Source organism: Humibacillus xanthopallidus (assembly GCF_044793955.1).
GTDB lineage: Bacteria > Actinomycetota > Actinomycetes > Actinomycetales > Dermatophilaceae > Humibacillus > Humibacillus xanthopallidus_C.
Genome location: NZ_CP084995.1, coordinates 1,113,865 through 1,136,257, shown reverse-complemented (window position 1 = coordinate 1,136,257; position 22,393 = coordinate 1,113,865). Strand labels below are relative to the sequence as shown.

Here is a 22,393-nt window from a genome sequence, read left to right as displayed (position 1 = left end):
GTCAGCCCACCCCGGAGTAGTTGTGCATGCCGACGAAGGTCGACACGAGGTTGACGAGCGTGAAGTTGATGATGACGCAGACGAAGCCGACGAGGGCGATGTACATCGACTTGCGGTGGTCGACGCCAGCCGTCGCGCGCGAGTGCATGTAGGCGGCGTAGACGGTCCAGATGACGAAGGTCCAGACCTCCTTGGGGTCCCACTGCCAGTAGGCGCCCCACGCCTGCTTGGCCCAGATGGCTCCCGCGATGAGCGTGAACGTCCACAGGATGAAGGCCACCATGTTGAGGCTGTATGCCGTGCGCTCGAGGGCCGCCGACGACGGCAGCGACTCCATGAAGTTGGGCTTGGCCGGCGGCTTCTCCTCGCGGTGCAGGCGCACGAGGTAGACGATGCCGATGGCGAAGGCGATGGTGAAGAAGGCGACCGCGATGAAGGCCACGCTGACGTGGATCGCGAGCCAGTAGGACTTGAGTGCCGGCATGAGCTCGCCGGCCTCGGTGTAGAGCACCGAGAGCGACAGCCCGAGCACGAGCAGGATGGGGGTGACGACGAAGACGCCCAGCCACTGCCAGTGGTTGCGCTTGGCCATCACGCTGTAGGCCACGCCCACGGCGGCCGCGCCAGCGGTCGCGAACTCGAACATGTTGCCCCACGGCGGGCGGGAGACGGACAGGCCACGCATCACCACCGACGCGACGAGCAGCGCCGTGCCGAGGTAGGTGAGCATGAGGGCGATGTTGCCCCGCTGCCGGCTCTGGAGGCTCTCCTCGAAAGCGGGCCCGGCGGCATACCTCGTCGTGCGGCGCCCGGGTGCCCCGGAGCCGCCGGCGCCGACGAGGACGTCCTCGCGCACCTCGTCGCGCTCGCCGACCCGCGACTCGGCGACCTGCGGCGCGCGCGCCGCGAGGTGCCAGGCGAAGGCGAGCATGGCCAGCGTGTAGACGATCATGGACGCGTAGAGCGCGGCGTTCGCGTTGGCGGCGAGATTCACGAGCGGTCGTTCCGTTCTGCGAGGCGGTCGTGCACGGCCGCGACGATCGCGGCGAGCCCGGCGTCGGAGTCCTTGGACAGGCCTCCGATGGTGACCACGGTAGCCGGTCGTCCGCCGTCACCCGAGGGGCTGTCGACCCCTGCGGCCCCCGGCTCGGCGGCGCGGACCCGGACGAAGACGCGACGACGCTTGATCGTGAGGCCGAGGATGAGGCCGAGCGTGGCGAGGATCGCACTGACGAGGCTGATCGGCGCCCCCGGGTCGGTGCGCACCGACAGGCCCGCGAAGCGCTTGACCGAGTCGAAGGTCACGGTGCCGCGGTCGCCCGGGATCTCGTAGGTCTGCCCGGGCTTGAGCCGGATGAGGGCGGGCGAGCCGTCGGCCTTGGCGACCTGCGTCATCTCGTCGGTGTTGAGCGTGTAGACGGACTGCGGTGCGTCGCCGGGGAAGAGGTTGCCCTCCCAGATCGAGAGCGCGAGCTCGGGGTCCTTGGCGTCAGGGAAGAGCGAGGCGGGGCCGTGCACGAAGGTGGGCTCGGCGGTCGGCAGGAAGAAGCCGGTGAGGCCGAGCTGCTTCGGCGACGCCGAGGGCACCTTGATGACGCCGACCGAGCGGTAGTTGCCGTCCTGCGGGAGGAAGGGAGTGGCCTCGCGGTAGAGGATCTCGCCCGCGGCGTCGCGCACGGTGATGACGGGCGTGTAGCCGTTGCCGAGCAGGAAGATGTCGGCGCCGTCGACGGTGATCGGGTGGTTGACCGAGATCGTCTCGTCGGTGGCGGGCGCGCCGGGCTCGGGCTGGAGCGTCGTGTAGGCGGTGAACTCGCGGGGGGTGCCGAAGCCGCGGCCGGGGGTCTCGTTGAACTGCACGTCGAGCCGGTCGAGCCCCAGCACGAAGGGCGGCAGGCTCTCGGTGTCCACCCAGGGGCCGGGCGAGATCGTGTTGTAGGTGCCGGCGGACGATGCGAAGCGGGTGCCCTCGGGCAGGATGATGTCGCCGCGCCAGCCGAAGACGTGACCGACGGCCATGCCGACGATGATGCCCGTGAGCGCGAGGTGGAAGACGAGGTTGCCGGTCTCGCGCAGGTAGCCCGACTCGCCCGAGAGGCTGGTGTCGTCGTGCGAGTGCAGACGGAACCGCTTGCCCCGCAGCACCTCTCGCGCGACGCCGAGCGCCTCCTCCGGAGACAGATCGGTGACGACCTCGGCGTGCTCGTCGAGACGGGTGAGGCGGGAGGGGGCCCGCGGGGGCGTCGCCCGCAGCGCGGCGAGGTGCACCTTGGTGCGGGGCACGATGCAGCCGACGAGGGAGACGAAGAGCAGCAGGTAGATCGCGGAGAACCACGGCGAGGCGTAGACGTCGAAGAAGCCGAAGCGGTCGAGCCAGGGCGAGGTCGTGGGGTTCTGCGCGATGTAGTCGGCAACGCGACCGGAGTCGATGTTGCGCTGCGGGAAGATCGAGCCGGGCACCGCCGCGACCGACAGCAGCAGCAGCAGGAAGAGCGCCGTGCGCATGCTCGTCAGCTGCCGCCAGGCCCAGCGGACCCAGCCGACGGCGCTGAGCCGCGGCAGGGAGGGGTCCGCCTGGGTGCGCCTGCGGGGCCGGGGCGGGGTCTCGGTCGTCATCAGATCGCCACCTGGAAGCCGCTGATGAGCCGCACCTGGAGCCACACGATGACGTCCTCCCAGACGCCCGTCACCATGAGCAGGCCCACCGCGACGAGCATGAGCCCACCGACGGTCTGCAGCGCCCGACGGTGCTCGCGCAGCCAGTCGCTGGCGGTGCCGGCCCGCTCCCACAGTGCCGCCATGAGCACGAAGGGCAGCCCCAGGCCGATCGAGTAGACGGCGGCCAGCGCGAGGCCGCGACCGATCGAGCCCGACTGCGCCGACAGCGGCGCGGCCATGGCCTGGATCGCGCCCAGGGTCGGCCCCATGCACGGCGACCAGCCGATGGCGAAGGCCGCCCCGAGCAACGGTGCCCCGGCGAGACCGGCACGCGGTCGCCAGGCGATCGGCGCGGCATACGACCGGCCGAGGCCGAGGAACATCAGCCCCATGACGAGCACGACGGCGCCACCGATGCGCATCAGCGCGCTCTGGTGCTCCCTGAAGGCGAGCCCCACGGTCGACACGGCCGCGGCGGCGATGAGGAAGACCACGGTGAAGCCGAGGACGAAGAGCACGGCTCCGAGCACGAGGCGGCCGCGCGAACGGCGCTCCAGCGAGACGTCGGACAGGCCGGTGACGTAGCCGAGGAAGCCGGGCACCAGGGGCAGGACGCACGGCGAGGCGAACGAGACGAAGCCCGCGACCAGCGCGACGGCGGCCGCGGCGACGAGCGAGCCGGTGGCGATCTGCGCATCCACGGCGGCGCCTCAGGCCTTCTCGTCGATGGCGTCGTCGATGAGGCCGAGGAGCGTCGTCGTCGTGACCGGGCCCGAGACACGGGCGGCGATGCGGCCCTGGGCATCGAGCACGAGGGTCGTCGGAGTCGCCGACGCCTTGCCCTGCAGCGAGAGGATCGGCACGCCACCGTCGTAGGCGAGGGAGGGGTAGGTGACGTCGTTGGCCTTCTGGAAGGCGAGCCCGGTCTCGGGGCTCTCGAGCTTGTCGAGCCCGATGAAGTCGACGCGCTTGCCATCGGCCTGGACCTTCTCCCACGCCTTCTGCAGCGCCGGGGTCTCCTCGATGCACGGCGGGCACCACGAGCCCCACACGTTGACGACGACGACCGTGCCGGCCCGGTCCGCGAGGCTCCACGGCTGGCCCTCGAGCGTCGTGCCCGACAAGGTCACCGGCTCACCACGGTCGCCGACGGCCAGCTGCTCGATCGACCCGTCACCGGCGACGTAGCCCTTGCGGTCACCCGAGCGGGCCTGCTCCTCGACCGAGTTGGGGTCGCTCGAGCACGCGGCGGTGACGGTCACGAGACCGCCTGCGAGAGCGAGGGCGCCCCACCGCAGTGCGGTGCGCCGGTCGGGCTGGTGCATCAGGCGCCCACGCTCCTGCTGGCCTGCCCGAGCAGGGCGGCGGCCGGCTCGGAGTAGGTGATCGACGACAGCTCGTCGCCCGAGTAGGTGAGGGACGTCAGCGAGGCGAGCGTGCACTCGCGGCGGCGCGGGTCGTGCCACAGCCGGTGGCCGGCCAGCTTGTTGCGGGCCGTCCAGATCGGCAGCTGGTGGCTCACGATGACCGCCTCGTGGCCGTGGGCGGCGAGGCGCGCATCGTCGATCGCCGCCAGCATGCGCTCGGCGATCTCCTCGTAGGGCTCGCCCCAGGAGGGGGTGCGCGGGTTGCTGAAGAGGTGCCAGTTGCGCGGGTGCATGAGGTCGGCCATGCCCACCGAGCGGCCCTCGAAGTGGTTGGCCGCCTCGATGACGCGCTCGTCGGTCGCGATCGGCAGCTCGTGCGCCTGCGCGACGGGAGCCGCGGTCTGCTGGGCCCGCTCGAGAGGCGAGGCGACAACGTGGGTGATGTCGTTGGGCTCGAGGTGCCGGGCCACGACCCCGGCCATCTGCTCGCCGAGGTCGGAGAGCAGGTAGCCCTCGAGGCGCCCGTAGAGCAGACCCTCGGGGTTGTGGACCTCCCCGTGGCGCATGAGGTGCACGACGGTCAGCTCGGGGGCGTCCGCCGTCCCGTCTGCCGGCATCCCGGTCGCGCTCGCGCTCATGGTCGACAGTCTCTCAAACGTGCAGGCGAGGACCGAATCCGCTCCGGACACCGCCCGCCCGACGAGGGGCGCGCGTCGGACGTGGACGGGACCGGACGGCATACGGCAGGCGACCTAGACTCCCTGTCGTGTCATGGTCACTCTGGCTCACCCTCGTCGGCGCGGGGACGCTCATCTCCTTCACCCCGGGGGCCGGGGCCATCAACACGATGGCCAACTCGCTGGGCTCCGGCTGGACCCGCTCGATCTGGGGCATCCTCGGCCAGCAGGTCGCGCTCGTCGCGCACATCGCCATCGTCGCTGCTGGGGTCGGGGTGCTCGTGGCGGGCTCGCCGGTGCTCTTCAACGTCATCCGGTATGCCGGAGCCGCCTACCTCGCCTACCTCGGTGTGCGCCAGTTCCGTTCTCGTGCAACGGGGGTCATCATCGGCGAGCCGGAGCCTGAGCCCGCGGGGTCGATGTTTCGCCGGGGGCTCCTCGTCAACCTCACCAATCCGAAGGCCGTCGTCTTCTTCCTCGCCTTCATGCCGCAGTTCATCGTGACCGACCGCCCGCTGCTGCCGCAGTATGCCGTGCTCGCCGCGACCGTCGTCGTCATCGACGTCGTGGTCATGTGGTTCTTCTTCGCGGCCGCTGCTCGCGGGCTGGGTCGGCTCGCCAGGCGGGAGTCGGGTCAGCGCACGATCAACCGGGTCTTCGGGGGGCTCTTCGTCGGCGTCGGCGTGCTGCTCGCGACGGTCCACTGAGACGTTCCCCACGCTCTGTTCGCGCGCTCCCCTGATCGAGGTGATCCCGGCAGCCACGCGGCTGTCGGGATCACCTCGAACCGTCTGGTCAGAACCAGGCAGAACCGGTCATCAGACGAGCTCGGGGACGTCGAGGTGCGCGATCGCGAGCGAGAACTCCGCCACCTCCGTGATGTGTGTCCCCGTGTCCTGGGCCAGGTCGGCCCGCAACCCCATGGCGGCGTCACGGGTCACCGCCATCGCCTGCTCGGAGTCGTAGGTCGCGGTGACACAGGCGCGGCCCGTGGCCCGGTCGACGAAGAGACTGGCGCTGCAGAAGCCCTCGAGCTGCTCGACCCGGGGCATGATCCCCATCTTGAAGGCATCGAGGACCCGATCGATGGACGCGGGGTCCGACTCGGACCACGTCACCCGCGCGCAGGCGCCGTCGGCCGCCCGGTGGTCGCGGTGGAGGTAGGCGACCTCCCACTCCTCGACCGTGGCCTCGCCGCCCAGGAGGGCAGCGGCGTCCGAGCGCATCTTCATGACGGCGCCAGCCGTCGCGCGCATCGCCTCCTCATCGCGCCAGGCGGTCGTGACGATGCACCGTCCGCTCGTGCGGTCGGCGAGGAGCGACAGCCCGACGCACCCCTCCATCGCCCTGACCTGCGGCATCACCACGTCCTGCACGTGTGCGATGCCCGTCTCCACCATGCCGGGCTGGCCCATCACCGTCGTGGATCGTGCGTGCACGGCCCACCTCCCTCAATCGAGGCGGCACCCCGACGGCGCCGCCGTCGCCTTCCAGCGTCCACCCACGTCGAGGCACACGGCAAGAGGCGACGGGCAAGACGGACCGGGCAGACAGCCCCGCGGTCGAGGTGATCCCGGCACGGACGGGCCTGCCTGGATGACCTCGAATCGGTGGTCAGGCGGGTGTCGGTGGGTGCTCAGTCCGGGGCGGTCACCCCGCGTCGGGGGTGGCGGCTGCGCGGGCTGCGGCGGGGAGGGCCGCGAGCACGTGCTCGACTGCCGAGTCGTCGTGCGACGAGGAGACGAACCACGACTCGAAGGCGCTCGGCGGCAGGTGCACGCCGTGGTCGAGCATCGCGTGGAAGAACCGGCGGAAGGCGTCGGTGTCCTGTTCGCGGGCGCCGTCGTAGTCCGTCACGGCCCCGCCGCGGAAGAAGACCGAGAACATCGATCCCGCCCACTGGATCGTGTGCGGCACCGAGGCGGCCGACAGCGCGGTCGTCGTGGCGTCGGCGATGGCTCGGCTGACGACCTCGAGCCGCGCATAGACCTCGGGGGTGCACCCGCGCAGCGTCGCGAGGCCGGCCGCCGAGGCGACCGGGTTACCGGACAGGGTGCCCGCCTGGTAGACCGGCCCTTGGGGGGCGAGCATCGCCATCACGTCGGCGCGCCCACCGAAGGCCGCGGTCGGGAAGCCGCCCCCCATGACCTTGCCGAAGGTGTAGAGGTCGGCGGCGCCGGACGGGTGCTCCTCGAGGCCGTGGTAGCCCGAGGGCGAGCAGCGGAAGCCGGTCATCACCTCGTCGGAGATGAGCAGCGCACCGTGGGCGGCGGTGACCCGGCGCAGCCCCTCGGTGAAGCCGGGAGCCGGGGGCACGACGCCCATGTTGCCCGGTGCCGCCTCGGTGATGACGGCGGCGATCTCGTGGCCGCGCTCGGCGAAGGCGGCCTCGAGGGCGGCGAGGTCGTTGTAGGGCAGCACGATCGTCTCGCCGGCGCTCGAGCGCGGCACTCCGGCCGAGTCGGGCAGCGCGAAGGTGGCCACGCCCGAGCCTGCCGAGGCGAGGAGGGCGTCGACGTGGCCGTGGTAGCAGCCGGCGAACTTCACGACGACGTCGCGGCCGGTGAAGCCGCGCGCGAGGCGCAGCGCCGACATCGTCGCCTCGGTGCCGGAGTTGACGAGGCGCACCTGCTCGACCGGCTCCATCCGGGCCACGATCTCCTCGGCGAGCAGCACCTCGTTCTCCGAGGGGGTGCCGAAGGAGAAGCCCTTGGCGGCAGCGGTGGTGACGGCTGCGAGCACGTCGGGGTGGGCGTGGCCGAGGATCATCGGACCCCACGAGCAGATGAGGTCGACATAGCGATTGCCGTCGGCGTCGGTCAGCCACGGCCCCGCCCCGCTCGCCATGAAGCGCGGCGTGCCGCCGACGGCCCGGAAGGCTCGCACCGGCGAGTTGACGCCACCCGGGATGACCCGGCTCGCGCGCTCGAGCAGCGCTGCGGACGCCGGGACGTCGGTGGTCGGCTGGGTGGTCACGGGGCCTGAGCTCATGCCCCCAGTCTCCCAGCCCCCCGCCGCGCCCCCCAGTGCCGCCCCCTCCCCCCTCTCGTCGAGTGGGCACTTCCCACCGCGGGCGCTTGGTGGAAAACGCCCACTCGACGGGGCTGCAAGTCGAGTGGGCACTTCCCACCGTCGAAAAGTGAGCACTCGACGGGGCAGCACGTCGAGTGGGCACTTTCCACCGCCGAAAAGTGAGCACTCGACGGGGCGGCAAGTCGAGTGGGCACTTCCCACGTCGAAAAGTGAGCACTCGACGGGGCGGCAAGTCGAGTGCCCCGTTGCCGACGAGGTATGCCGGTGGAAAGTGCCCACTCGACGGGGGGAGGTGGGTCAGCGGCCGCTGACGCCGTCGGGGTCGAGGTGGTCGCGCACGATCGCCATCGCGTCGCCGATGGCTTGGAACTGCTCGGGCGTCATGATGTCGACGAGGTTGCTGCGCACGCTCTCGACGTGCACCGCGGAGATCTCGCGCACGGCGGCGAGACCGCCCGGCGTCAGCACGAGCTCGACCCCACGCTTGTCGTCGGCGCACTGCTCGCGCGTCACCCAGCCCCGGTCCTCGAGTCGCTTGGCGGTGTGGGTGAGGCGGCTGCGCGACTGCACGACCATCGACGCGAGCTCCGACATGCGCAGCCGGTGGTTGTCGCTCTCGGAGAGCATCGAGATGATCTCGTACTCCGACAGCTGCAGGCCGGGCTCGTCGAGGGCGTCGTCGAGCGCCCGCTCGAGCAGCCGGGTGCCGCGCAGGATGGCGCGCCACGAGGCCTGCTCGGCGTCGCTGAGCCACCGCACTCCATCCCCCGTTGCAGGCGTCATGGAGTCACCTCCCCTCTACTGTGCACAGATCGTAGTGGGCTCAGGCCAGCCAGTCGGCCACGTCGAGGGCGAAATACGTCAGGACGATCTGCGCCCCTGCTCGCCGGATCGAGGTCAGCGACTCGAGAGCGGCCCCGCGCAGGTCGATCCAGCCGTTGGCGGCCGCCGCCTGGATCATGGCGTACTCCCCCGACACCTGGTAGGCCGCGACCGGCACCGACGCGCGCTCGGCAGCGGCCGAGACGACGTCGAGGTAGGACATCGCCGGCTTGACCATGATGATGTCGGCGCCCTCGGCGATGTCGAGGTCGATCTCGCGGAGAGACTCGACGACGTTGGCCGAGTCCTGCTGGTAGGTGCGGCGATCACCCTGCAGGCTGGACTGGACGGCCTCGCGGAAGGGTCCGTAGAAGGCGGAGGCGTACTTCGCGGCGTACGCGAGGATGACGGTGTCGGTGAAGCCCTCGTGGTCGAGTGCCTCACGGATGACCGCGACCTGACCGTCCATCATCCCCGAGGGGGCGACCACGTGGGCGCCCGCGCGTGCCTGCGCGACAGCCATCGCGGCATACAGCTCGTTGGTGGCGTCGTTGTCGACGCGGCCACGGTCGTCGAGCACCCCGCAGTGGCCGTGGTCGGTGAACTCGTCGAGGCACGTGTCGGCCATCACCACGAGGTCGTCGCCGACCGCCTCGCGCACCGTGCGCAGGGCGACGTTGAGGATGCCGTGGGGGTCGACGGCGCCGCTGCCGCTCGCGTCCTTGTCGCGCTCGCGCGGCACACCGAAGAGCATGATCCCGCCGAGACCCGCATCGACACAGCGCCGAGCGACCTCGACGACGCTCGTCAGAGTGTGGTGCTGCACGCCCGGCATCGACGGGATCGGCGCCGGGGCATCGATCCCGTCGGCCACGAAGACAGGCAGCACGAGATCGCGCGGATGCAGCCTGGTCTCGGCGACGAGCGAGCGCAGCGCCGGGGTCTGCCGCAGCCGGCGGGGACGTTCGATCACCGTGACGCCGCCGTCAGCGGGCGCGACGGCGCGAGGCCGGACGCTTGTCACTCGGACGCTGGACCGGCTGGCCGGCCTCCGCCGCAGCGACCGCCAGGCCCACGCCGTGGCCGGCGAGTGCGTCGACGAGGCTGAGCGCCGAGGCCTCCGGGGCCAGCACGTCGACCCGCAGACCGTGCTCCTGCGCCGTCTTGGCCGTGGCCGGTCCGATGCAGGCGACGACCGTGGCGGGGTGCGGCTTGCCGGCGATGCCGACGAGGTTGCGCACCGTCGAGCTCGACGTGAAGACGACGGCGTCGTAGTCGCCGCCCTTGATGGCGTCGCGGATCTCGGCGGCCGGCGGAGCGGCGCGCACCGTGCGGTAGGCCGTGACGTCGTCGACCTCCCAGCCCATGTCGCGCAGCCCGGCGACGAGCGTCTCGGTGGCGATGTCGGCGCGTGGCAGCAGCACGCGGTTGATCGGGTCGAAGACCTCGTCGAAGGGCGGCCAGTCCTCGAGCAGACCGGCGGCCGACTGCTCGGTGCTCGGCACGAGGTCGGGGTTGATGCCCCACTCGCGCAGCGCGGCGGCGGTGACGCCGCCGACGGCCGCGACCTTGAGCCCGGCGAAGGCACGGGCGTCGAGCCCGAACTCCTCGAAGCGCTCCCGCACGGCGCGCACGGCGTTGACCGACGTGAAGCCGATCCACTCATAGCGCCCGGTGACGAGACCCTTGACGGCCTTCTCCATCTGCTGCGGGGTGCGCGGGGGCTCGACCGAGATCGTGGGCACGACGTCGGCGGTCGCGCCGTAGCCCGCGAGACGGTCGACCATGGAACCCGCCTGCGCCTGGGTGCGCGGCACGAGCACCTTCCAGCCGAAGAGCGGCTTGGTCTCGAACCAGGCGAACTCGTCCCTCAGGTCGACGTTGGGCGACACGATGGCCATCGTGACATCGAACGCGTCCTTGCCGCTGAAGAGTCGGTCAACTGCCCCGAGCGTCGTGGCGACGGAGGACTGCCGCACCGTCGTGGCGCGCTCGCTGAGCGCCACGGGCGACTCCGCGGCACGACCGGCTGCGAGCAGGCCGGCGAGGCCGGTGCGGATCGAGGCCGGCGCCCCGACGAGCACGACCGTGTCGTCCGACGAGGTGTATGCCGTGTAGTCGAGGCTGCGGTCGACGCTGAGGACGTGGAGCGCTCCCGTCGCCTTCGACGTGAGCGGCACACCGGCATACGTCGGACCGGCGGTGACGGCTGAGACCCCGGGGACGACGTCGAAGCTCAGCCCGGCCTTGCGGCAGGCGCGGACCTCCTCGACGAGACCGTTGAAGGTGGCCGGGTCGCCGTCCATCAGGCGCACGACGAGGCCGGACGGGCCGACCGACTTGGCGGCCTTGACGAGGAGCTTGGCGCGCACCGCCTGGGTGAGCTCCTGGCCCTGCTCGCCGTGGCCGGCGTCGATGACCTCGACGTCGGGGCGTGCGTGGTGACGCACGTCGGCCTCGCTCGTCACGCGGTCGAGGATGATGGCGTCGGCCGCCGCGATGAGGTCGCGACCGCGCAACGTCAGCAGTCCGGGGTCGCCGGGGCCGGATCCGACGAACGCGACGCGGGCGGGCGTCGTCGGAGCCGAGGTGGTCGACGCCGTCGTCTCTGACGGCTGGTGGGTACGAGTCACGAGACATGCTCCGAACGGTGTGGGGCGCGGTCTGGGGTCGGGGCGGCGGCCCCGTTGGTGGTGGTGAGGTCGGCGGCGCCGTCCTCGAGGAGGATCTGGGCGAGCCGGGCCCCGAGGGCCGCCGGCTGGGTGTAGTCGCCGACGAGCGAGCGCCGCAGCTCGAGGCTGCCGTCCTCGCTGCCGGCGAACGCGCGCAGCGAGAGCTCGAGCCCGTCGTCACCCTCGACGACCTCGGCGAGCGCCCCGACGGGAGCGGTGCACCCCGCCTCGAGCGTGGACAGCAGCGACCGCTCGGCGGTGACGCAGGTGCGGGTGTCGGGGTCGTCGAGCGCCGCGACGGCGGCGATGACGTCGGGGCGGTCGGTGCGGCACTCGACGGCGAGGGCACCCTGCCCGGGCGCCGGGAGCACCTGGATCGGGTCGATCACCTCGGTGGCCTCGTCGAGACGCCCGAGCCGCGCGAGACCGGCCCGGGCGAGCACGACGGCGTCGAGCGCACCGGTGGCGACGAAGCGGATGCGCGTGTCGACGTTGCCGCGGATCGGCCGGACGTCGAGGCCGAGGCCCAGCGCGGCCAGCTGGGCCGCACGCCGGGGCGAGCCGGTGCCGACGACCGAGCCGACGGGCAGCTCGCCGAGGGTCAGGCCGTCGCGGGCGACGAGCACGTCGCGGCTGTCCTCGCGCACCGGGATGGCCGCGAGCACGAGCTCGGGGTCGGGCGCAGTGGGCAGGTCCTTGAGGGAGTGCACGGCGACGTCGATGCGGCCCTCGTGCAGCGCATCGCGGATCGCCGAGACGAAGACGCCGGTGCCGCCGATGGTCGTGAGCAGCTCGCCGCTGCGGTCGCCCTCGGTCGTGATCTCGACGAGCTCGACCTCGTGGCCGAGGTCGGCGAGCCGGTCGGCGACCCACCGCGACTGGGTGGTCGCTAGGGCGGAGCGACGGGTGCCGAGGCGCAGGACGGTCATGACGTCCTCCGCTTCGGCGGCGCCGAGACGTTGGCGACGTCCTTGGGCTCGAGGTCGAAGAGCTCGCGCAGGGCTGCGGCGTAGTCGTCGCCGCTGCCCTCCATCGCGAACTCCTTGACCCGGCGGGTCGGGGTGTGGAGCAGCTTCTCGACGACCCGGTGCACGGCGAGCGCCACCTCGGCTCGGGTCTGCTCGTCGAGGTGCGGCAGCCGCTGGTCGAGACGCTCCATCTCGCCCGCGACGAGGCTCGCGGCCCGGGCGCGCAGTGCCGCGACCGTCGGCGTGACGGTCTTCTCCATGCGCCGGGTGAGGTAGTCGGCCACCTCTGCCGTGACGAGCTCGCCGACGCGACGGACCTCGGTGCGGTCGGCCCGACCCTCGAGCAGGCGCCCGAGGTGCTGGAGGTCGACGAGCGTCACGCCGGGGGCATCCGTGGCCCAGTCGTCGGCGGGCTCCACGTCGCGGGGCAGGGCGAGGTCGATGACGACCTGGGGGCGTCCGGCGCGAAGCCGCGCGCTGCGGGCGAGGGTCTCGCCCGTGATGACGTGCCCGACGGCGCCGGTGCAGGTGATGACGAGGTCGCTCTCGGCCACGACGTCGGCGAGCTCGGCCCACGGTCGGGCGTCGCCGTCGGTGGCCTCAGCGAGCCGCTGCGCCCTCTCGGCCGTGCGGTTGGCGATGGTGAGCGAGCCGATGCCGCCCCTGCGCGTGGTGGCCGCGGCCAGACCGCTCATGCTGCCCGCCCCGACGACGGCGGCGCTGCGCCCGGTGAGGTCGCCGAGACGCTCGGCGGCCTGCTCGAGGGCGATGTGCACGAGCGAGACGCTGTGCTGGTCGATGTCGGTCTCGGCGTGCGCACGCTTGCCGACCCGCAGCGCCTGCTGGAAGAGCGAGTTGAGCGACTCACCCACCTGCCCGCGCGCCTGGGCCACGGCAAGGGCATCACGCATCTGGCCGAGCACCTGGGCCTCGCCGACGGCCATCGAGTCCAGCCCGCAGGCGACGGTGAAGGCGTGGGCGACGGCTCCCTCGTCATGGCGCACGTAGAGGTGGTCGGCGAGCACCTCGGCCCGGTGGGGCAGGTCGTCGGACGGCTCAGCCGACCGCGGCGTCGACGACACGCCGGCAGCAAGGGCGAGCGCCTCGCCGATGGCGGCGACGGCCGGGTGGAAGGCCGGCACCTCGGCATAGACCTCGAGGCGGTTGCAGGTCGAGAGCACGACGACCTCGGTGGCCGTGGCGGACGACAGCGCAGCGGTCGCGATCGCGCCGGACCGGTCGGGGTGCTCGGCGAGCGCCTCGAGCACGGCGAGCGGGGCCGTGTGGTGCGACAGGCCGATGACGAGCAGGCTCACGACACGACCGCCGATCCGAGGTGGCCGGCGGCGAGCGCCTTGCGCTGCGCGTGGAAGGCGAGGATCTGCAGCTCGGTCGAGAGGTCGACGCGGCGCACGTCGGTGCCCGCGGGCACCGACAGGACGGCCGGGGCGAAGTTGAGGATCGAGCTGATGCCGGCGCCGACGAGCCGGTCGCACACGGACTGCGCGGCCGGTGCCGGGGTGGCGATGACCCCGATCGAGATGGGGTCGACGGCGTGCCGTGCGTCGAGCTCGGCGAGGGGCCTGATGGCGACGTCGGCGAGCTGCTCACCGATCAGGGCCGGGTCGTCGTCGAAGAGCGCGACGATGCGGAAACCCTTGGTGACGAAGCCGGAGTAGGAGGCGAGGGCCCGACCCAGGTTGCCCATGCCCACGATGGCGACGGGCCAGTCCTCGGTGAGACCGAGCGCCCGGGAGATCTCGAGCGCGAGGGTCTCGACGTCGTAGCCGACCCCTCGGACACCGTAGGAGCCGAGGTGGCTGAGGTCCTTACGCAGCTGCGCCGAGCGCACGCCGACAGCGGCAGCGAGCTCTTCGGAGGAGACCGACAGGACGCCGTCCTCGGCGAGCCGGGACAGGGTGCGGAGGTACTCAGGGAGCCGCGCGACGGTTGCGTCGGGGATCTCGCGACGCAGTGCGGGGTCGGCGGACACGCTTGCTCACCGGCTCCTCTCGCTGAGGCGTTCTCACGAACGCGGAGCACCTGGGGACCAGATCAGGCTAGACGTTTGTGAAGCCATGCACAAAGTTGACGTGAGCCACCTATCACGTCACGTGATCGGGCGGTATGCCGGCCGGTCGGCTCAGGCGAGCGCGGCGCGCAGTCGCGCCTCGTCGACCCGCCAGAACTCGTGGCGTCGGCCGTCGACGAAGGTCACGGGGATCTGCTCGGCGTAGCGCCGCAACAGCTCGGGGTCGTCGTCGATCGAGTGCTCCTGCCAGGACACGCCGAGCTCGGACGTCACGCGCTCGATGACCTCGCGGGCGTCGTCGCACAGGTGGCACCCGGGGCGGCCGAGCAGCACGACCCGCGGGGCGGTGGGCTCGTCTACACGCATACCCCCACTGTAGGTGGGGCCGGTGCGCCGGCCCGATCCCGCGCCGAGGGCCCGAGTAACCGGGCACCGACGGGGGTATGTGAGCCGGGATGAGCCCGTTCACGGGGTCGGCCCACCGACGAGTCCCCAGCGCCGCACCTGCCGCGCCCCGGGTGACGTCCACCCAGGCGGGGTCCGATATGTGCGGTATCGGCCTGTGTCCGCCCACTGCCGTGGTGACGCAGCACTCGTCCCTGACCTCAGCCTCCCCCCTGCCGAGCTGGCGCTCCGTGCTCGAGGCGGTCTGGGCCGCCGTCGACAGCGGCGCCGGCCCCGGCCCCGGTCCCGGCTCAGGGAGCGGGGCGCGTGGGTCCGCGCCGTCCCGGGAGGACGTCGTCGACGCGCGCGTCGTCGCCCTCGTCGAGCTCGCCAAGGCCGGTGACCGGGAGGCGTTCGGGCAGCTCTACGACGCCTACGTCGACACCGTGCACCGCTACCTCTTCGTCCGGGTCGGTCAGCGGGCGCTGGCCGAGGACCTCACGTCGGAGACCTTCCTGCGCGCGCTGCGCCGCATCGACACCTTCTCCTGGCAGGGCAAGGACCTCGCCGCCTGGCTCATCACCATCGCGCGCAACCTCGTCGCCGACCACGTGAAGTCGGCGCGCTTCCGCTTCGAGGTGACGACCGCCGACATGCGAGACGCCGACGTGAGGGTCGAGGCGCCGGACGAGCTCGTGCTCTCCCGCCAGCGTGACGAGCAGCTCGTCGAGGCGATCCGCGCCCTGCGACCCGACCAGGCCGAGTGCGTCACCCTGCGCTTCCTCCAGGGGCTCAGCGTCGCCGAGACGGCGCGGGTGCTCGGCCGCTCGGAGGGCGCGGTCAAGCAGCTCCAGCTGCGAGCCACCCGCGCGCTGCGCGCCTCGCTCGGTGGTCTGGATCGATGAGCCGCGTGACGACGGACGGCCTCTCGTCGTTGACCGTGCGGGACCGGTAGGAGGCTGGGCATGCTCGGAGCGAACGCCGATGGCGCGCTCCTCCAGCGTGCCCTCGAGGGGCAGGCGGTCGACGACCCCGACATCGCCTCGCTCGTCGGCATCGCGCGCGAGGTGGAGTCGCTCGACCAGCGGGGGCTGGCCCCCCGAGCGGACTTCGTCGCGGACCTGCGCCAACGCCTCCTCGAGGGGCCAGCCGGTGCGGCGGACTCCCCCGGGGATCGCGGACCAGCGGTCATGCGCGTCGGCAGGCGGGCCCGGCTGCTCGTCGCTGCGGCGGCGGTGCTTCTCGTGCTCGCAGGCGGGCTCGGCGCGCTCTCCCGGTCGGCGCTGCCGGGCGACCGCCTCTATCCCGTCAAGCAGCTGCTCGACCGGGTGGTGCTCGAGCTGCACCGCGAGCCCGTGGGCCTCGGCCGGGCGCACCTCGACCAGGCCCGCGAGCACGTCGAGGAGGCGGTGCAGCTGATCTCGGGTCCCGGCGGCGACGCCCAGCCCGGGGCCGAACCCGCTGCCCAGCCCGGTGCCCAGCCCGGTGCCGACCTCGCCGTGGAGCTCACTCCGGACGCCGCCGCCGACCTCGCCGGCGCGTTCGACGCGGCGACCGCGTCGACGACGGCGGGCGACACGGTGCTGCTCGAGGCCTACCGCTCCGAGCAGCGGGTCGACGCGCTGATCTCGCTGTCCGACTTCCACGCCGAGGTCGTGCCGGCGGTCGACGCCCTCAGCCCTGCTGCGCTGCCACCGATCGCGAGAGCCGCGTGGCAGCGGCTCCACGACGTGCTCGAGCGGAGCCGTGACGCGACGTTGCGAGAGCTCGCCGCGTGCAGCGCCTGCGGCGAGGCGTCCGTCGCCGCGAAGGCGCTCCTCGCGCGTGAGGTGTCGACGCCCCGCGCGACGGGGGTGACGGCCGGCGCCCCCACCACCTCGGGACCGGCAGAGCCGGGCAGCCCCTCACTCGAGCCCTCCGCACGCGCCGGCGACCGGCCCACCGGACGTGACACTGCCCGTTCCTCCGACAGCCCGCCCGCGCAGGGCTCGAGCCCACGACCCACGCAGGGTGACGGTGCACGCACCTCGTCGCCGGCGGGCGGTGCGGTGCGGCTTCCCACCGTCGGGGTAACCAGCGCGACGCTGGGGGCAGGGGGTGGTGGCGTCACGCTGCCCGGCCCCCTGCCCACCGTCACCCTGCCCGACGTCGGCGTCACCACCTCGAGCGTCACCGTCGGCGGTGGCGGGGTCACCCTGCCCGGCGCGACCGTGTCGCTGCCCACGGCGACCCTGCCGCTCCCCCAGCCAGGGCCCTGACCCCGCCACGACGAGACGAGCACGACGTGCCACCTCGCCCGGACGGCATACCGGCTCGGCGGCTGCGTGGCCGGGCAATCCGGACGACCCGGACGACCCGGGCGACGGTCAGAGGAAGACGGACTTGCGCTGCATGAGCAGGCTGTAGAGCGTCTGCTGGATCGTCTCGCGCACCTGGTCGGTGAGGTCGAAGACGAGCATGGGGTCGTCGGCGGCGTCGGGCCCGAAGCTCGTCGTCTCGATGGGCGGGCCGAACTCGATCAGCCACTTGCTCGGCAGCGGCAGCAGGCCGAGCGGGCCGAGCAGCGGGAAGGTCGGCGTGATCGGCGCGTAGGGCAGGCCCAGCAGGCGCGCGACCGTGGGCATGTTGCCGAGGATCGGATAGATCTCCTCGGCGCCGACGATCGAGACGGGCACGATGGGCACACCGGCCCGCAGCGCAGCCGACACGAAGCCGCCACGGCCGAAGCGCTGGAGCTTGTAGCGCTCGCTGAACGGCTTGCCGACGCCCTTGAAGCCCTCGGGCCACACCCCGACGAGGGCGCCCCCGCTGAGGAGCCGCTCGGCGTCGCTGTTGGCGGCGAGCGTCGTGCCCGAGCGTCGAGCCATCGTGCCGATGAAGGGCATCTGGAAGACGAGGTCGGCGCCGAGCATGCGCAGGTGGCGGTGGTTGGGGTGCTCGTCATAGACCGCGAGCTGCGTCATGAGCGAGTCCATCGCGACGGTGCCCGAGTGGTTGCCGACGACGAGCGCGCCGCCCACCGACGGAATGTTCTCGATGCCGCGCACCTCCACCCGGAACCACTTCTGGTAGAAGGGCCGCAGCAGCGGGAGGTGCACGTTGACGGTGTAGTCCTCGTCGAAGCCGAACTCGTCGACGACGTAGTCGCCGGTGAGCCGGCGGCGCAGGTAGGCGAGCGCCTCGGCCACCTGGCGCTCGACCTCCTCGGCGGGCACGCCGGCTGAGGTCGCTGCCGCCCGCAGCACGTTGACCGCGAGGTCGACGAGCTCGGCGGGGCCGGGGCGCGCCTCGCTGCTGAACTCCGCGGCCTCGAGCACCGCACCCACGAGCCGCTCGGCGCGCGACTGCAGGCCCGAGGTGAGCGCCTGCTCCCAGCCGGCACCCTCGCCCACGGCTCCGGGAGCGGTGTCGAGGTCGGCGTCGTCCAGGACGTCGCCGAGGATGTCGTGCCCGGAGTCGTCGCCTGCGCCGGCCCCACCGCCCGAGGTATGCCGTGTGGCACGGTCGGGGGTCACCGCGGTGCGCGCGGGGCGGGTCGGGCGCGGGGCTCGGGTGGGTCGGGTCGGTCGGGTGGGCCGCGACGGCGTCCGGCTCGGGCCGGTGGACTCGGCCGCCGTGGCCTCGTCGGCGTCGGGCACGGACGGCACGGCGCGCAGCCGCGTCGGCTCGCCGTCGGCGGAGCGTCGCGTGCGCATCGAGGCACGCGTCGGACGGCGGCGCGGCACGGCCGGCGCGTCGGTCTGCGGGGCCGCGGGAGTCTCCGTGGTGAGCGTGGACTCGGAGGTCTGAGGGGTCTGAGGGGCCTGTGGGGTCTGCGCCGCCTGAGGGGCCTGCGGAGTGACACCACCATCCGCGGGCGCGCCCTCGAGCATCGCGATCCGACGCGCTGCACTGACTTCGACCGGCTCGTCGGGCATGAGCGGGGTGCCGCTGCGGCGGCGGCGCTCGCCCGAGGCCCGAGCCGCTCCGGCGGCAAACGCACCGCGCGCCGGCCGAGCCGTCGCCGACGCAGTCTTCTTGGCCACGGTCGCCGACGGGACAGCAGACGCTGAGGGCGACTTCTTCGCCGCCGCCTTCGTGGCGCTCGCGGTCTTGGCGGCCTTCGTGGCCCGCGCCTTCTTCTTCTTCTTCGGCGCCTTCGTCGCGTTCGTGGCCTTCGTGGCTGCCCCGGTCTGGTCGCCGGTCTTGTCGGCGCTGGTGTCGTCGCTCACGGCTGGATCCTGTCGAAGACGCGGGCGATGGCAGCGGCGGTGCCGCCGGCGGCGTCGGACACCGCTCCTCCGACACCGTCGACCCCGGGCACCGCGGGTCGCAGGTGGCGGGCGAAGTCCTCGAAGGCCGACCGGCTCGTGAAGACCGGCTCGAAGCCGAGCACCGTGCGCATCCGGGTCGTGTCGAGCCCTCGACCGAAGGCGAGCATCGTGAGCTGGTCGGCGGAGAAGTCGGCCAGCCCGCTGCGCTTGACGATGGCGCCCAGCAGTCCGCCACTCGACAGGGGCACGGGCAGCACCGGACGCCGCGCGATGGCCGTGCACTGCGTCACGGTGACGAAGCCGTCGCCGGCGACGTTGACGATGCCGACCGCCGACCCGGTCGTGGCGAGGATCATCGCGGCGATGGCGTCGTCCTCGTGCACGAGCTGGAAGCGGGCGTCGAAGCCGAGCGGGATGGGCACGATCGGCAGCGAGAAGTAGTCGGTGATCGAGGTGTGGATCGTCGGTCCGACGACGTTGGCCAGGCGCAGCATCGTGATCTCGACATCGGGACGACGACGCGAGAAGCCGCGCACGTAGCCCTCGACCTCGACCGAGTCCTTGCCGAAGCCGGTGCGAGGCAGGCTCTTGGGGCTCATGTCCTCGCTGAACATCGCAGGATCCTTGGGCGAGGAGCCGTAGACGGCGGCCGAGCTCTTGACGACGAGCCTCGTCACCGACTCCGACTTCTGGCACGCAGCGAGCAGCTGCATCGTGCCGATGACGTTGATCTCCTTCTGCGTCACCCGCCCGCCCATGTCCTTGGGCGTGGCGATGACGTTCATGTGCACGACCGTGTCGACCCCGGCCTGGCTCATAATGCGCCCGATCATCGGGTTGCGGATGTCGGCCCGGACGAACTCGGCCCGACCGATCGAGTGCCGCGGCGGCACGACGTCGACGCCCAGGATGCGCTCGATGGACGGGTCGTGCGACAGGCGCCGGGCATAGAGGCCGCCGAGGTAACGGGACACGCCCGTGACCAGCACGACGTTGGCCATACGGCTCCTCCTGTCGCCCGGCGGTCGGACTCTCGTGGGCCGGGCATCCGTGGTGCTCTGCCCGCGCACGGTCAGCCTACAGACGCCGCCGGACATCCGTCGTGGCGGGCGCACCCGGGCCACCACCCGGCATACGCCCGACGTGATCCAGAAAGGCCCCCCACAACGCGAACGACCCCCACCGGAGGGTGGAGGTCGTGTGCGTTCGAGCGCGTCGAGGCGCTCAGGTCACTTCTTGTTGCGACGCTGGTGACGCGTCTTGCGCAGCAGCTTGCGGTGCTTCTTCTTCGCCATCCGCTTGCGGCGCTTCTTGATGACAGAGCCCATTGGTCGTCCTTGTCGTGAGACGGGTGTTTGACTGTGCGATGTGCCGGCGTTGCCGACAGACCGTCATAGACAGGTGCCGAACTTCACGAGCCGAACTGAACCCACAGCGTAGCGCGTGCCGGGCCGGAGCCCAAAAGAACCGGCCCGCACGCCCGAGGGGGCGGCTCGGACGCTGGGTCCGTGCCGCCCCCTCGGGTGCGAAGCGACGCTTTTCACGCGGTGTCGATGTAAGCCGTCTGCAGGTACGTGTGCACCGCGTCCTCCGGAACCCGGAACGAACGCCCGACCCGGACGGCGGGGAGCTCCCCGCCGTGGACGAGCCGGTAGACGGTCATCTTCGACACGCGCATGATCGAGGCGACCTCGGCGACGGTCAGGAACCGCACCTCGGCGAGCTGGCGCTCATTCGTCATGTGAAACCCCGATCTTCTGGTGGATGCACCCGCGCGTCGACGGCTTCCCCTCCGGCGAAACGTCACGCAGGTGCAAGAAGCAACATTAGGGGCTGCTGTGACGGGAGGGGAAGTGCTGGGAGCGAACTGCCCATGAAACGCAAGGAGGCGCGCCGACGGGCAGGCCTGCAATCCGGCGAAACGCGCCGGATCTGCACCACCGCCAGCCGCGGCGACGAACCCCGACCTCAGGGGGCGAGCCGGTGCAGGTCCCTCGGGAAGAGCGTCACCTCGCGCACGTTCTCGGCGCCGGTGAGCCGCGCGACCCACCTTTCCAGACCGATGGCGAAGCCGCCATGTGGAGGCATGCCGTGCGCGAAGGCGTCGAGGTAGCCGGCCAGCAGCACGGGGTCCGTGCCGGTCCGCGCCATCGCCGCCGCATAGTCCGACGGCCGGTGCAGCCGCTGCCCCCCGGTCGTCAGCTCCAGCCCCCGGAAGAGCAGGTCAAAACTGTTGGAACCCTCGGGGGGCTCCACCCCCCGAGCACCCCCAGACGACCCGCGTGGCCCGGTCGGCCCATACCCCTCTGGTGCTGTGTAAAAAGGGCGCTTGCCCATCGGGTAGCCCTCCACCGCAAGGAAATCCGAGCCGTACGCCGTCCTGGCCCACTCGCTGAGCGCGCGCTCGTGCGCGGGGCTGAGGTCGGGCTCGTCCGGGTCGGCGCCCACGCGCGCCAGGGCGTCGCGGAAGTGGATGACGGGGAACTCGGCGGGCACCTCGGGCAGCTCGACGCCCAGGAGCGCAGCGGCGTCGGCGGCATACCGCCTGATGTGCTCGACCATGCCGGCGATGGCTGCGCGCAGCACCGTGAGCACGTCACGGTGGTCGCGAATGAAGCCGAGCTCGGCGTCGAGCGAGGTGTACTGCGCGAGGTGGCGCACGGTGTCGTGCGGCTCGGCGCGGAAGACCGGGCCGACCTCGAAGACGCGCTCGAAGACCCCGACGAGCATCTGCTTGTAGAGCTGCGGGCTCTGCGCGAGGTAGGCGGTGCGCCCGAAGTAGTCGACGGTGAAGACGTTGGCACCGGACTCCGTGGCGGTGCCGACGAGCTTGGGCGTGGCGATCTCGGTGAAGTCGAGGGCGCCGAGGGCGGAGCGGAAGCCCGCCATGGAGGCGCTGGCGAGCTGCCAGGCCGCCCGGTGCCGGGGGTGGCGCAGGGTCACCGCCGCGTGGTCAAGGTGCGTCGGCAGGCCAGCGCCGAAGGTGGGCCGCCACAGCTCCGTGGGCGGGGGCAGCGCCGGCTCGGTGAGGGCGGTGATGACCGGCTCGGTGAGCTCGGCTCCCCCGGGGGCGGCCTCGTTGCGGGTGACCGCTCCGGTGACCTCGACGACGGTCTCCTCGGGGAGCCCGTGGAGCTGCGCGATCGTCGCGGGGTCCTTGACGACGACCTGGGCCAGGCCGGTCCGGTCGCGCAGCACGAGGAAGGTCACGCTCGCGAGGACGCGCCGTCGATGGATCCAGCCGGCGAGCGTGGCCCGCTCACCGGGCTCGACGGACGCGAGGTCCCGCGCGAGCACGCGCGGAGTGGTCAGGGGTTGGGTGGGTTGCATTCCGTTCACCTCCAGAGGGTTGGTGCCCCGGAGGTGTGGGCGATGGGGAATGTCGCTGTGCCACCACACCTTCGCCGCCGCGGATCGCGGTCGGCCTCTGGTCGTGCTCGGCTCAGGATCGTCAGGCCCGTCGTCGCCGTGCGCACAACCCTACCCGCAATCGAAAGAGCAATCCGTCCCCTTTTGCCGGGCACGTC

General features: G+C 72.2%; 22 protein-coding genes. 3 read left to right on the top strand and 19 right to left on the bottom strand.

The features are described 5' to 3' along the window. Position 1: 1 nt before the first annotated feature. Genes ccsB through LG278_RS05160 form a run of 5 tightly spaced genes read right to left on the bottom strand, consistent with a single transcriptional unit; the run spans position 2 to position 4,663 of the window. Positions 2-994 carry a c-type cytochrome biogenesis protein CcsB gene (gene ccsB, locus LG278_RS05180; protein WP_404391613.1) on the bottom strand — a complete coding sequence of 331 codons (993 nt, stop codon included), beginning with the start codon at positions 992-994 and terminating at the stop codon, positions 2-4. Further along, positions 991-2,616, bottom strand: coding sequence for a cytochrome c biogenesis protein ResB (locus LG278_RS05175; RefSeq protein WP_404391611.1), 1,626 nt, complete (start codon positions 2,614-2,616; stop codon positions 991-993). The genes ccsB and LG278_RS05175 overlap by 4 nt, the downstream gene beginning before the upstream one ends. Beyond that, positions 2,616-3,359, bottom strand: coding sequence for a cytochrome c biogenesis CcdA family protein (locus LG278_RS05170; protein ID WP_404391609.1), 744 nt, complete (start codon positions 3,357-3,359; stop codon positions 2,616-2,618). Before LG278_RS05170 ends, LG278_RS05175 begins: the two co-directional genes overlap by 1 nt. A 9-nt stretch (positions 3,360-3,368) precedes the next feature. Beyond that, positions 3,369-3,983 (bottom strand): TlpA family protein disulfide reductase, encoded by a 615-nt coding sequence (locus LG278_RS05165; RefSeq protein WP_404391607.1) that lies wholly within the window; start codon positions 3,981-3,983, stop codon positions 3,369-3,371. Next, a complete protein-coding gene (locus LG278_RS05160; protein WP_404391605.1) occupies positions 3,983-4,663 on the bottom strand; it encodes a histidine phosphatase family protein in 681 nt (226 codons plus the stop codon). The genes LG278_RS05165 and LG278_RS05160 overlap by 1 nt, the downstream gene beginning before the upstream one ends. A gap of 128 nt (positions 4,664-4,791) precedes the next feature. Between LG278_RS05160 and LG278_RS05155 the strand changes: the two genes are divergently transcribed. Then, a complete protein-coding gene (locus LG278_RS05155; RefSeq protein WP_404391603.1) occupies positions 4,792-5,409 on the top strand; it encodes a LysE family transporter in 618 nt (205 codons plus the stop codon). 111 nt (positions 5,410-5,520) lie between these two features. Here the strand turns inward: LG278_RS05155 and LG278_RS05150 are convergent, their stop codons facing one another. From LG278_RS05150 to LG278_RS05110, 9 genes are all read right to left on the bottom strand, one after another. Further along, positions 5,521-6,141: a putative quinol monooxygenase gene (locus tag LG278_RS05150; protein WP_404391601.1), complete on the bottom strand. Its 621-nt coding sequence runs from the start codon at positions 6,139-6,141 to the stop codon at positions 5,521-5,523. Positions 6,142-6,352: 211 nt separating this feature from the next. Next, the gene (hemL, locus tag LG278_RS05145; protein ID WP_404391599.1) at positions 6,353-7,693 is read right to left on the bottom strand and encodes a glutamate-1-semialdehyde 2,1-aminomutase; all 1,341 of its coding nucleotides are present in this window, start codon (positions 7,691-7,693) and stop codon (positions 6,353-6,355) included. Between the two features lie 339 nt (positions 7,694-8,032). Further along, positions 8,033-8,518: a MarR family winged helix-turn-helix transcriptional regulator gene (locus LG278_RS05140; RefSeq protein WP_404391597.1), complete on the bottom strand. Its 486-nt coding sequence runs from the start codon at positions 8,516-8,518 to the stop codon at positions 8,033-8,035. A gap of 40 nt (positions 8,519-8,558) precedes the next feature. Next, a complete protein-coding gene (gene hemB, locus LG278_RS05135; RefSeq protein ID WP_404391595.1) occupies positions 8,559-9,530 on the bottom strand; it encodes a porphobilinogen synthase in 972 nt (323 codons plus the stop codon). Between the two features lie 13 nt (positions 9,531-9,543). Further along, the gene (locus LG278_RS05130; protein ID WP_404391593.1) at positions 9,544-11,190 is read right to left on the bottom strand and encodes a uroporphyrinogen-III synthase; all 1,647 of its coding nucleotides are present in this window, start codon (positions 11,188-11,190) and stop codon (positions 9,544-9,546) included. Next, positions 11,187-12,158: a hydroxymethylbilane synthase gene (gene hemC / locus LG278_RS05125; RefSeq protein ID WP_404391591.1), complete on the bottom strand. Its 972-nt coding sequence runs from the start codon at positions 12,156-12,158 to the stop codon at positions 11,187-11,189. The genes LG278_RS05130 and hemC overlap by 4 nt, the downstream gene beginning before the upstream one ends. Further along, positions 12,155-13,513 (bottom strand): glutamyl-tRNA reductase, encoded by a 1,359-nt coding sequence (locus LG278_RS05120; RefSeq protein WP_404391589.1) that lies wholly within the window; start codon positions 13,511-13,513, stop codon positions 12,155-12,157. Before LG278_RS05120 ends, hemC begins: the two co-directional genes overlap by 4 nt. Further along, positions 13,510-14,190 carry a redox-sensing transcriptional repressor Rex gene (locus LG278_RS05115; protein ID WP_404391587.1) on the bottom strand — a complete coding sequence of 227 codons (681 nt, stop codon included), beginning with the start codon at positions 14,188-14,190 and terminating at the stop codon, positions 13,510-13,512. Before LG278_RS05115 ends, LG278_RS05120 begins: the two co-directional genes overlap by 4 nt. Positions 14,191-14,340: 150 nt before the next feature. Next, positions 14,341-14,595 carry a glutaredoxin family protein gene (locus LG278_RS05110; protein WP_404391585.1) on the bottom strand — a complete coding sequence of 85 codons (255 nt, stop codon included), beginning with the start codon at positions 14,593-14,595 and terminating at the stop codon, positions 14,341-14,343. Positions 14,596-14,810: 215 nt separating this feature from the next. Here LG278_RS05110 and LG278_RS05105 point away from each other — a divergent pair, with 215 nt between their 5' ends. Beyond that, positions 14,811-15,518, top strand: coding sequence for a sigma-70 family RNA polymerase sigma factor (locus LG278_RS05105; RefSeq protein WP_404391583.1), 708 nt, complete (start codon positions 14,811-14,813; stop codon positions 15,516-15,518). A 60-nt stretch (positions 15,519-15,578) separates the two neighbouring features. Then, positions 15,579-16,871, top strand: a complete 1,293-nt coding sequence (locus tag LG278_RS05100) for a hypothetical protein (protein WP_404391582.1) — start codon at positions 15,579-15,581, stop codon at positions 16,869-16,871. Between the two features lie 108 nt (positions 16,872-16,979). On the opposite strand, the gene LG278_RS05095 is transcribed toward LG278_RS05100, so the two are convergent. The 5 genes from LG278_RS05095 to aspS all read right to left on the bottom strand — a co-directional run bounded on the left by LG278_RS05095 (position 16,980) and on the right by aspS (position 22,196). Beyond that, a complete protein-coding gene (locus LG278_RS05095) occupies positions 16,980-18,824 on the bottom strand; it encodes a 1-acyl-sn-glycerol-3-phosphate acyltransferase (protein WP_404391580.1) in 1,845 nt (614 codons plus the stop codon). After that, positions 18,821-19,867 (bottom strand): NAD-dependent epimerase/dehydratase family protein, encoded by a 1,047-nt coding sequence (locus LG278_RS05090; RefSeq protein ID WP_404391578.1) that lies wholly within the window; start codon positions 19,865-19,867, stop codon positions 18,821-18,823. Before LG278_RS05090 ends, LG278_RS05095 begins: the two co-directional genes overlap by 4 nt. Before the next feature lie 228 nt (positions 19,868-20,095). Next, positions 20,096-20,194, bottom strand: coding sequence for a 30S ribosomal protein bS22 (locus LG278_RS05085; protein ID WP_003792170.1), 99 nt, complete (start codon positions 20,192-20,194; stop codon positions 20,096-20,098). A 212-nt stretch (positions 20,195-20,406) separates the two neighbouring features. Next, a complete protein-coding gene (locus LG278_RS05080) occupies positions 20,407-20,607 on the bottom strand; it encodes a helix-turn-helix domain-containing protein (RefSeq protein ID WP_404391576.1) in 201 nt (66 codons plus the stop codon). 227 nt (positions 20,608-20,834) lie between these two features. After that, complete coding sequence (gene aspS, locus LG278_RS05075) at positions 20,835-22,196, bottom strand: aspartate--tRNA(Asn) ligase (RefSeq protein ID WP_404391574.1); 1,362 nt, start codon at positions 22,194-22,196, stop codon at positions 20,835-20,837. Between the last annotated feature and the right edge of the window lie 197 nt (positions 22,197-22,393).

Bases quoted from the DNA above. Each gene is read 5' to 3' on its own strand.
- LG278_RS05175 (WP_404391611.1), bottom strand. From the start codon at position 2,616: ATGACGACCGAGACCCCGCCCCGGCCCCGCAGGCGCACCCAGGCGGAC.
- LG278_RS05165 (WP_404391607.1), bottom strand. From the start codon at position 3,983: ATGCACCAGCCCGACCGGCGCACCGCACTGCGGTGGGGCGCCCTCGCT.
- LG278_RS05160 (WP_404391605.1), bottom strand. From the start codon at position 4,663: ATGAGCGCGAGCGCGACCGGGATGCCGGCAGACGGGACGGCGGACGCC.
- hemL (WP_404391599.1), bottom strand. From the start codon at position 7,693: ATGAGCTCAGGCCCCGTGACCACCCAGCCGACCACCGACGTCCCGGCG.
- LG278_RS05140 (WP_404391597.1), bottom strand. From the start codon at position 8,518: ATGACGCCTGCAACGGGGGATGGAGTGCGGTGGCTCAGCGACGCCGAG.
- hemC (WP_404391591.1), bottom strand. From the start codon at position 12,158: ATGACCGTCCTGCGCCTCGGCACCCGTCGCTCCGCCCTAGCGACCACC.
- LG278_RS05110 (WP_404391585.1), bottom strand. From the start codon at position 14,595: ATGCGTGTAGACGAGCCCACCGCCCCGCGGGTCGTGCTGCTCGGCCGC.
- LG278_RS05100 (WP_404391582.1), top strand. From the start codon at position 15,579: ATGCTCGGAGCGAACGCCGATGGCGCGCTCCTCCAGCGTGCCCTCGAG.
- LG278_RS05090 (WP_404391578.1), bottom strand. From the start codon at position 19,867: ATGGCCAACGTCGTGCTGGTCACGGGCGTGTCCCGTTACCTCGGCGGC.
- LG278_RS05085 (WP_003792170.1), bottom strand. From the start codon at position 20,194: ATGGGCTCTGTCATCAAGAAGCGCCGCAAGCGGATGGCGAAGAAGAAG.
- LG278_RS05080 (WP_404391576.1), bottom strand. From the start codon at position 20,607: ATGACGAATGAGCGCCAGCTCGCCGAGGTGCGGTTCCTGACCGTCGCC.
- aspS (WP_404391574.1), bottom strand. From the start codon at position 22,196: ATGCAACCCACCCAACCCCTGACCACTCCGCGCGTGCTCGCGCGGGAC.